Source organism: Pseudorhodobacter aquimaris (genome assembly GCF_001202025.1).
GTDB lineage: Bacteria > Pseudomonadota > Alphaproteobacteria > Rhodobacterales > Rhodobacteraceae > Pseudorhodobacter > Pseudorhodobacter aquimaris.
Genome location: NZ_LGHS01000026.1, coordinates 1 through 7,850 on the forward strand (window position 1 = coordinate 1; position 7,850 = coordinate 7,850).

At 57.4% G+C, this 7,850-nt stretch carries 7 protein-coding genes and 2 pseudogenes; 2 read left to right on the forward strand and 7 right to left on the reverse strand.

The window, feature by feature from the left end:
* A pseudogene (locus AKU94_RS03640) lies at positions 1 to 191 on the forward strand (IS110 family transposase); the annotation flags it as partial.
* A gap of 650 nt (positions 192 to 841) precedes the next feature.
* Here the strand turns inward: AKU94_RS03640 and tnpC are convergent.
* The 7 genes from tnpC to osmF form a co-directional block, all read right to left on the reverse strand.
* Positions 842 to 2,341 carry an IS66 family transposase gene (tnpC, locus tag AKU94_RS03645; RefSeq protein ID WP_050525990.1) on the reverse strand — a complete coding sequence of 500 codons (1,500 nt, stop codon included), beginning with the start codon at positions 2,339 to 2,341 and terminating at the stop codon, positions 842 to 844.
* Between the two features lie 70 nt (positions 2,342 to 2,411).
* Positions 2,412 to 2,738, reverse strand: a complete 327-nt coding sequence (gene tnpB / locus AKU94_RS03650) for an IS66 family insertion sequence element accessory protein TnpB (protein WP_050525984.1) — start codon at positions 2,736 to 2,738, stop codon at positions 2,412 to 2,414.
* Complete coding sequence (tnpA, locus tag AKU94_RS03655) at positions 2,735 to 3,127, reverse strand: IS66-like element accessory protein TnpA (RefSeq protein WP_050525985.1); 393 nt, start codon at positions 3,125 to 3,127, stop codon at positions 2,735 to 2,737. Before tnpA ends, tnpB begins: the two co-directional genes overlap by 4 nt.
* Positions 3,128 to 3,267: 140 nt before the next feature.
* Positions 3,268 to 4,002, reverse strand: coding sequence for an ABC transporter permease (locus tag AKU94_RS03660; RefSeq protein WP_050525986.1), 735 nt, complete (start codon positions 4,000 to 4,002; stop codon positions 3,268 to 3,270).
* Positions 3,999 to 4,934 (reverse strand): ABC transporter ATP-binding protein, encoded by a 936-nt coding sequence (locus tag AKU94_RS03665; RefSeq protein WP_050525987.1) that lies wholly within the window; start codon positions 4,932 to 4,934, stop codon positions 3,999 to 4,001. The genes AKU94_RS03660 and AKU94_RS03665 overlap by 4 nt, the downstream gene beginning before the upstream one ends.
* Positions 4,931 to 6,016, reverse strand: a complete 1,086-nt coding sequence (locus tag AKU94_RS03670) for an ABC transporter permease (RefSeq protein WP_198144816.1) — start codon at positions 6,014 to 6,016, stop codon at positions 4,931 to 4,933. Before AKU94_RS03670 ends, AKU94_RS03665 begins: the two co-directional genes overlap by 4 nt.
* 99 nt (positions 6,017 to 6,115) lie before the next feature.
* Positions 6,116 to 7,024: a glycine betaine ABC transporter substrate-binding protein OsmF gene (gene osmF, locus AKU94_RS03675; RefSeq protein ID WP_050525988.1), complete on the reverse strand. Its 909-nt coding sequence runs from the start codon at positions 7,022 to 7,024 to the stop codon at positions 6,116 to 6,118.
* 326 nt (positions 7,025 to 7,350) lie between these two features.
* Between osmF and AKU94_RS18955 the strand changes: the two are divergent.
* Positions 7,351 to 7,807, forward strand: a pseudogene (locus AKU94_RS18955) (helix-turn-helix domain-containing protein); the annotation flags it as partial.
* Between the last annotated feature and the right edge of the window lie 43 nt (positions 7,808 to 7,850).

Consider the following 7,850-nt stretch of genomic DNA (forward strand, 5'->3'; position numbering starts at 1 on the left):
CCTCTGGCGTGATGGCCGTCATCCGTTGGACCATCCGGAAAGGCCCACCACCTGGATCATGGCTTGCCAAGATGCTGGCGCGCAAGCCTCGTATGCTGGTGGCGACTGCATTGGCAAACAAGCTTGCCCGTACTGTTTGGGCGTTAATAACCACAAAAGAGAACGATCGAATTCCACCGCTGGCTGCATAAGCTTTGCACCATGCGTTGGAGTAAACCGGCAATGTGAGAAGGGCGAAGGAGAGTAAGGAACAACGGTCATAAGACGGGGTTGGGAAAACCAGATAGAAGCCAGGAGCTTTGTGCTCGCATCAACGATTTGGACCCATCCACGGACACCATACAGGCCAGCGGCGTGTGAAAGCTGCATATATAGGCCGGACACACGACTGCACTGATCACATGTTCTGAGCAATCTGAAAAACTTCTTGCATTGAAAGGGGCATCCACACACGGGTTCTATAACCCACAAAGGTGGCATTCATCCCTTAGTGGCAAAAGCCCCTTTGGCTTTCGAGAGACGGGCTGCCCAACATGACCTCAGAGACCAGAACTCTCGCGGGGCAAGGCCAAGGCGAAGGTCGGCTCCAGATCAAAGCCACATGCGCGAAGGCACTCTGTTGCACACTGGTTCTCCCGATCCCGTCTCACGACGATTGCGCCAAACTGCTCCTTACCCCAGTTTCGCTCCGACGTCCTCGCGGCCCCGATGGCTTACACAGCCGTGGCCGGAGCTTCGTAGACACCACCTCGGGCCATTGGGGCAAGCAAAGGTAGCCCTCATACCTGCGTCAAAAACCATAGTGTTTTCAGATCAACCATAAGCGTCCGGTCTGGCCGCCCTATATAGCAGTTTTCCATGGCAACAGATCATCGACGCGGTTGATTTTGTAGTCTGGGATGCGTGCCAAGGTGTCGGCCAGCCAAGCCTGCGGATCGATGCGGTTCAGTTTGGCTGTTTCGATCAATGTGTAAGCGATAGCGGCGGCTTTGCCGCCGGTTTGTGATCCGACGAACAGATAGTTTTTGCGCCCGATGGCGACGGAGCGCATCGCCCGTTCTGCGGTATTGTTGTCCAGCTCCAGGATGCCGTGATCGAGGTAGGGCCGCAGCCGTGCCATGCGCGTCAGAGCATAGCGGATTGCACCTGCCAGCGGCGATTTGCCGGAGATGCTGGGCAGTTGGGTGTGCAACCAAGCTTCGAGATCATCGAAGATCGGTTTTGCCTGCGCTTGTCGGAGATCGGCGCGTTGATCTGGTGGTGATCCACGGGCCTCTTTCTCTACCGCATACAGTTGCGCGATGCGCTTTATGGTTTCATCTGCGATGGCCGAGCCTTGAGCGCGGTGGATATCGACGAATTTGCGTCTGACGTGGGCCATGCAGGCGACTTCGCGGATATCGCCGGAACGATACAGGTCTTCGAATCCGGCATAGCCATCCGCATGCATCCAACCCTGATATTTTGCGAGATGATCCTTAGGATGCTGCCCTTTGCGGTCTGGCGAGAACTGATACCAGCTGGCGGGTGGAACGCTGCTGCCCCACGGCCTCTCGTCTCGGCCATACGCCCAGAGGCGCGCGGTCGCTGTCTTGCCGGTGCCGGGGGCGAGCATCTTCACCGGGGTGTCGTCTGCGAAGATGGCCTGGCCGGCCAGCACATGCCGCCCGATGGCATCAGCCAGCGGCTCCAGAAGCGCCGTGGACTTGCCCACCCAATCAGCCAGCGTCGAACGGTCGATGTCGATCCCGTCGCGCTCGAAGATGCCACTTTGCCGATAGAGCGGCAGGTGATCCGCATATTTGTTGACCAGAACATGGGCCAGCAGTCCGGGACCAGGACGACCACGTTCGATGGGGCGCGATGGCAACGCTGCCTGTGTGAAGGCCTCGCAGCCCGAACACGCAAAGCGTGGCCGCACGATGCGGTTCACGATGAACCGGCCAGGAACGTATTCCAACTCTTCGGTCACATCCTCGCCCAGACGCCGCAGTCCGCCACCGCAATGAGCGCAATCATCGTCGCCAGTGGTCAACTCAACTTCCATGCGCGGAATATGATCCGGGATCGGGCGGCGCTTGGGTTTGTCCTTGGGTTCTTCGTCGGGAAGACGCAGCTTTGCGGTCATCTTGGCGACAGCAATCTCACTGTTCTCCAAGGCCAGCTGAAGCTGTTCGATGCTCTCGGATGATGCTCCAAACCGATGATGACGCTGACCTGCCAGTTGATGCCGGAGCTTCTCGATCAGGACAGCCTGCGACTTCACCTCGGCCAACAAAAGCGCCGTGAACTGCCTGAGATCGTCAGGGGCTTTCGGCAGAGTTTTGTTGACGTCCAACATGGCCAGACCATAGCAAAACAACAGCGCGACGGGAATCCCTTGCGGGCGTTTATCCCGCTTTGAGCGGTGTCTAACTGTGCTGTGGCACGCGCCAGTCAATCCCTTCCAAAAGCATCGCCAACTGGGCGGCGGTCAAGGCGATCTTGCCCTCCTTCGCCGATGGCCAAACGAACCTGCCTTTCTCAAGTCGCTTGCTGAACAGGCATGCACCCTGTCCATCCCACCAGATGATTTTGATCAAGTCACCGCGCCGCCCACGAAAGACAAACAGATGACCCGCGAACGGATCTTGCTTCAATGTCTGTTCAGCCTGCGCTGCCAGCGTCGTGAACCCGCGCCGCATGTCAGTCACACCGGCAGCGAGCCAGACACGCGTGTTCGCTGGAACAGGGATCATGCAGAAAGACCTCGGATGAGCAGGACCAGTGCTTCTGGATCATAGCTGCCGACAATCCTCAGCTGATGACCGCCTGCGATGTCGATCTCAATTGCGCTGTGGTCGGAAGCGGCATTGGCCACAAGAGTGGGGGTCGGTTCTTCGGTCACAGGCCGGTCAACGATCTCAACCGGAAGAAAGCACGGTGCCGGGGTGGCCTGTTCTTCGACCACCTCCAGATCAGGCGCAAACTTAGGATCACGCAACCACTTGTGGATCAGATTGGTGTTCATGGCGTACCGCCGCGCGACCTGCGCCACCGATACCCCCGGCGCGCGTGTTTGTGCACAGATCGCCACCTTCTCCTCGTCCGACCAGAACCGCTTCTTCTGACCCTTCTTGCCCGCCATATCCGTCCTCAAGATGTCCACTAACAATGGTGGACACTTATCAACACACTCTATGGCGCGTCAGTGCAGGCAGGCCGGACGCTTACGATCAACCATATTTGGATCCGTGATCTAACGACGCCAACTAAAACAACCGCGCCTCAACCACCCATGCGTCCGGTCAGGTACAATTCAAGTTGTACGAGTGCATCATAGATCAACACCGCGAAGAGCCCGACGATCAATCCGCCTTGCAATACGTACGCGGTGTTGTTGGTTAAAAGCCCGGCGATGATTACCTCTCCCAGAGTTCGGGCCGCGACAGTAGAGCCTATCGTCGCCGTGCCCAAGCCGATGACAATGGAAAGCCGGATGCCCGTCAGGGTTACCGGCAATGCCAGCGGCAGTTCGACCCGCAAAAGACGTTGCAGGCGGCTAAGGCCAATACCGCGTGCGGCTTGCGTTGTGGCGCGCGGAAGACTGGTCAGCGCGGTGACTGCATTCTCGAATATCGGCAGCAATCCATACAGAAAAAGTGCCACCAAAGTCGGTCCGGCTCCGAAACCCAAAGCTGGCACAGCCAGCGCCAGCACGGCAACGGGCGGGAACGTCTGCCCCATGTTGGTGATCGTACGAGACAACGGTCGAAATGCAGCACCAGCCGGACGCGTCACGAGAATGGCGAGCGCCACAGCGACAATCGTCGCCGCAGCGGAGGCAAGTGTTACAATCCCAAGATGGCTAAGCGACAAAGACAACATCGATGCCCGTTGATAGATCACTGGGCCACCATCGGGCGCAAAGGGCGCAAAGATTGGAACAAACCAATCTGGCCGCAGCACCAAAGCCAGCAGAAGTGCGATCAGCACAGAGCGAAGGATCCGGCCGGTTTTCATAAGTGTGCTCCGGCGCGTGCGCGAATGGCTTTGAGTGTCACACGCCCTACAACGGCGCCCTCTCTGGTGGCGGGCAAGGCATCGCGCCCGCTCCACAGACAGGCTGAGAGGGCGTCACGCAAGCTTGCGGTTTCTGGCAATCCTTCACCGTCTGCTTCACCCGCCTCGATGATTTCGGACACCGAGATCAACGACAAAAGCCGCAGAGGCCGCTCGACATCTCCGACCATATTTGCCACGAAGTCTGTCGCCGGGCGGGCAATGATTTCAGCCGGGGGGGCATATTGTACCAGCTTTCCGCCGTCCATCACTGCCACGTGATCCCCCAAACTGATGGCTTCTTCCATGTCATGGGTCACCAACATGATCGTCGATCCCAACTTGCGCTGAATGTGCGCCAAGTCCTTTTGCGCACGGGTCCGGATGATCGGGTCCAAAGCGCCGAAAGGTTCGTCCATCAGCAACAGATCAGGCCGCGATGCCAGCGCGCGCGCCACGCCGACACGCTGTTGTTGCCCGCCGGACAGTTCGGCTGGAAAGCGGTCGCGGAATTCTGCTGGGTCCATTGAAAACAGCGCAAGCAATTCATCGACGCGCTCATTGATTTTGTCGCGGGACCATTTCAGCAATTCGGGAACCGCGCCGATATTGCGCGCTACCGTATGGTGCGGGAACAGTCCGTGGCCCTGAATGGCATAACCGATGCGCCGTCGCAAAAGGTGCGGTTTTACCGATGAGGTGGATGTACCGTTGATCCGCACCTCGCCCGAGGTCGGTTCCTCAAGGCGGTTTATCATCCGCAATAACGTGGTTTTTCCAGACCCCGAGGTGCCAACAATTGCGGTGATTGATCCGGTTTCCACCCTCATGGACACTGCATCGACGGCATTCATCGTGCCATAGGTTTTGGTGATGCTGTCTATCTCGATCATACTGTCTCCTCGGGGGTTCGACGGGTGAGTTCGACCAGAATATCCATTAATATCGCTGCCGTTAGGGCCAGCACAACTGTGGGTAATGCGCCCAACAGGATCAGATCAGTCGCAGTCTGGTTCAGCCCCTGAAAGACAAACGTCCCAAACCCGCCGCCTCCAATTAACCCTGCAATGACGGCAAGGCCGATGTTCTGCACAAGCACGATGCGCAAACCGGTCAGGATGATCGGCAGACCAAGCGGCAACTCAACGCGCAGCAGACGCTGGCTTGATGTCATTCCCATGCCGCGCGCGGCCTCCAGCGCGGCGGGCGGCGTAGAGGCGAGGCCAGCAACCGTGTTCCCAACGACAGGAAGCAGCGAATAGAGTAACAGGGCAAGAAATGCAGGGGCAAACCCGATTCCAGCGATGCCGATTGCTTGTGCGCCCGGAACGGTACTTCCGAGCCATCCAAGTATCGGTATCATCAGCCCGAACATGGCAAGCGATGGAATGGTCTGTAAAAAACTTAGCACCGGCAGGGTAGCACCCCGTAGTGCCACGCGATGATGGCACAGGATGCCTAGCGGAAAACCAATCACCGCTGCCGCTGCGAGTGACCCGAAAGCGAGCCCGAGATGGCGCAGAAATTCCGAGAAGAATGCGTCACGACGGCTGGAAAATTCCTGAAGGACTGACAAGTCGGACAGCATACCTGAACGAAGGACGAGGACCAATGCAACAAGAATTGCGAACAATAATATGCCGCGCATCAACGGCCCCGGTTTCAGGGCGGCTAACGCATCGGCCATCAGCAGCATAAAAATAACCACCAGGCACCAAAAGCCTGCCGCCGGTGAAACGCGTGCATACTCTCCGGCTTGAGACAAAAGGATCGGCGCACTCCGAGAGAGCAGCCAGAGCAGTCCTGCTAAGCCAAAAACAGCCCCCAGCAAACGCAGGCGTGTCCACTTTGCGATAAGACCCATCGCCAAACCAATGGTCACCGCAGCCACACCGGGCGCGGTGATTGTAGGCCCAGCGATGCGTAATACAGAAATGCCCTCACCCGCAACGATGCGATTGGCTGCAAGTGTCATAAATGGGACCAGCAATGAGGCCAGCCCCAGAATGGCAAAAAGCAATCCGGGCGGTGAAATATGTGTGCGAATGCCTATCATACGTCAGATTCTACGCAATCAATCCAGAACGCCGGTTTCGGTCAGGTATTGGCGCGCCACGTCTTCAGCAGGCTCTCCGCCGACTTGGATACGTCCGTTCAACCGTTGCAGGGTCTGCATATCCAGACCGGCAAAGATTGGGTTCAGAATTTCTGGTATGGACGGATACTCAGTCAAAACGTCAGCCCGCACGATTGGAGCGGGCTCATAAACGGGCTGCACGCCTTTGTCGTCTTCCATCACCACAAGTCCAGTCGCGCCGACCCCCCCGTCAGTGCCGTATACCATGGCTGCATTAACGCCCGATGTACCGCGTGCTGCGGCTTGGATCGTCGCGGATGTGTCGCCACCGGACAGGATTATCGTTTGATCGGCGGTCAGGCTAAACCTGTAAGTGTCCTGCATCGCAGGCAGAACCGCAGGAGACGAAACAAACTCTGTCGAGGCCGCAAGTTTGACGTCGCCACCACCCGCAACCCAAGCGCCAAAGTCAGACATCGTCACTAAGTCATTCTGCGCAGCAACTTCACCAGTCACCGCGATGGCCCATGTGTTATTCGCGGGCGCGGGATCAAGCCATGTGACGTTGTTCTGCTCACTATCCAACTCCGCCGCGCGCGCGTGGGCAGCGGCAGGATTTTTCCAGACATCGCTGTCTGCTTCGTTAAAGAAAAACGCCGCGTTGCCGGTATATTCGGGGTAAATATCAATCTGATTGGACAGCAGTGCTTCGCGCACAATCTGTGTGCCGCCAAGCTGCAAGCGACGCTCGACAGGTAAGTCCGCGTCTTCCAGTGCCAGGGCGATGATATTGCCCAGCAAACCGCCCTCGGTGTCAATTTTGGAAGAAACAGTAACGTCGGCAGCAGCAGTGGTCGACAGAAGGGCGGAAAGGCTTACTACTGAAATATACTGGCTGGGTTTCATGATGAACTACTCCGATATTGCAGGGTTGTGGGTGCGGTTAGACTACGTTTTCCTAACGTAGCACGGCTGGTCTTGAAGCCAAGTCCTGTCTCATTCCACGCTTCCCAAAGGTTACTGGGAGCCGAGGAAACTATTCATCACGCACCGCTTTTGCGGTCCCGTTTGCGCGGGCTTCAGGCAATGCAGTCACATTCTGAAGCAGACCTTCAAGGTTATTGATTGTCACTGAGAGCTGCCCCGGCAACAGCAGAAATTGTCATTGAGAATTGACCCATGTGCAACCTTGCCCAGGCTTGAATCAGCTGAGGGCACATGGGGTGATAGACATGGGATTTTTGAAAGTTATTCGGAAATGGGCGCTGCGAGATAAGATGCCCATTCGCGAGATCGCGCGTCGGACGGGCGTGTCTCGCAACACGATCAAGAAGTATTTGCGGGAAGGGATTGTTGAACCTGCGTTTCAGGCGCCGGATCGTCCCAGCAAACTGGACCCTTATGCCAAGCATCTTACAGCATGGCTGACGACTGATCAGCGCAAATCACGCAAGGAGCGCCGAACGGCGAACGGCGAAGCTGATGCATGCCGATCTTGTAAAGCTTGGGTATGACGGTTCCTACGAGCGTGTTGCGGCTTTCGTGCGGGACTGGAAGGGTGAACGGCAGCGTGCGCATCACACGACAGATCGCGGGACTTTCGTGCCGCTGGTGTTCGCGCCGGGCGAGGCTTTCCAGTTCGACTGGAGTGAGGACTGGGCCTATGTCGGCGGTGAGCGCATCAAGCTGTAGGTCGCCCATATCAAGCTGTCGCATAGCCGCGCATTCTTGG

Coding starts and splice junctions, on each gene's coding strand:
- tnpC (WP_050525990.1), bottom strand. CDS start 2,341: ATGTTGGACGTCAACAAAACTCTGCCGAAAGCCCCTGACGATCTCAGG.
- tnpB (WP_050525984.1), bottom strand. CDS start 2,738: ATGATCCCTGTTCCAGCGAACACGCGTGTCTGGCTCGCTGCCGGTGTG.
- tnpA (WP_050525985.1), bottom strand. CDS start 3,127: ATGGCGGGCAAGAAGGGTCAGAAGAAGCGGTTCTGGTCGGACGAGGAG.
- AKU94_RS03660 (WP_050525986.1), bottom strand. CDS start 4,002: ATGAAAACCGGCCGGATCCTTCGCTCTGTGCTGATCGCACTTCTGCTG.
- AKU94_RS03665 (WP_050525987.1), bottom strand. CDS start 4,934: ATGATCGAGATAGACAGCATCACCAAAACCTATGGCACGATGAATGCC.
- AKU94_RS03670 (WP_198144816.1), bottom strand. CDS start 6,016: ATGACACTTGCAGCCAATCGCATCGTTGCGGGTGAGGGCATTTCTGTA.
- osmF (WP_050525988.1), bottom strand. CDS start 7,024: ATGAAACCCAGCCAGTATATTTCAGTAGTAAGCCTTTCCGCCCTTCTG.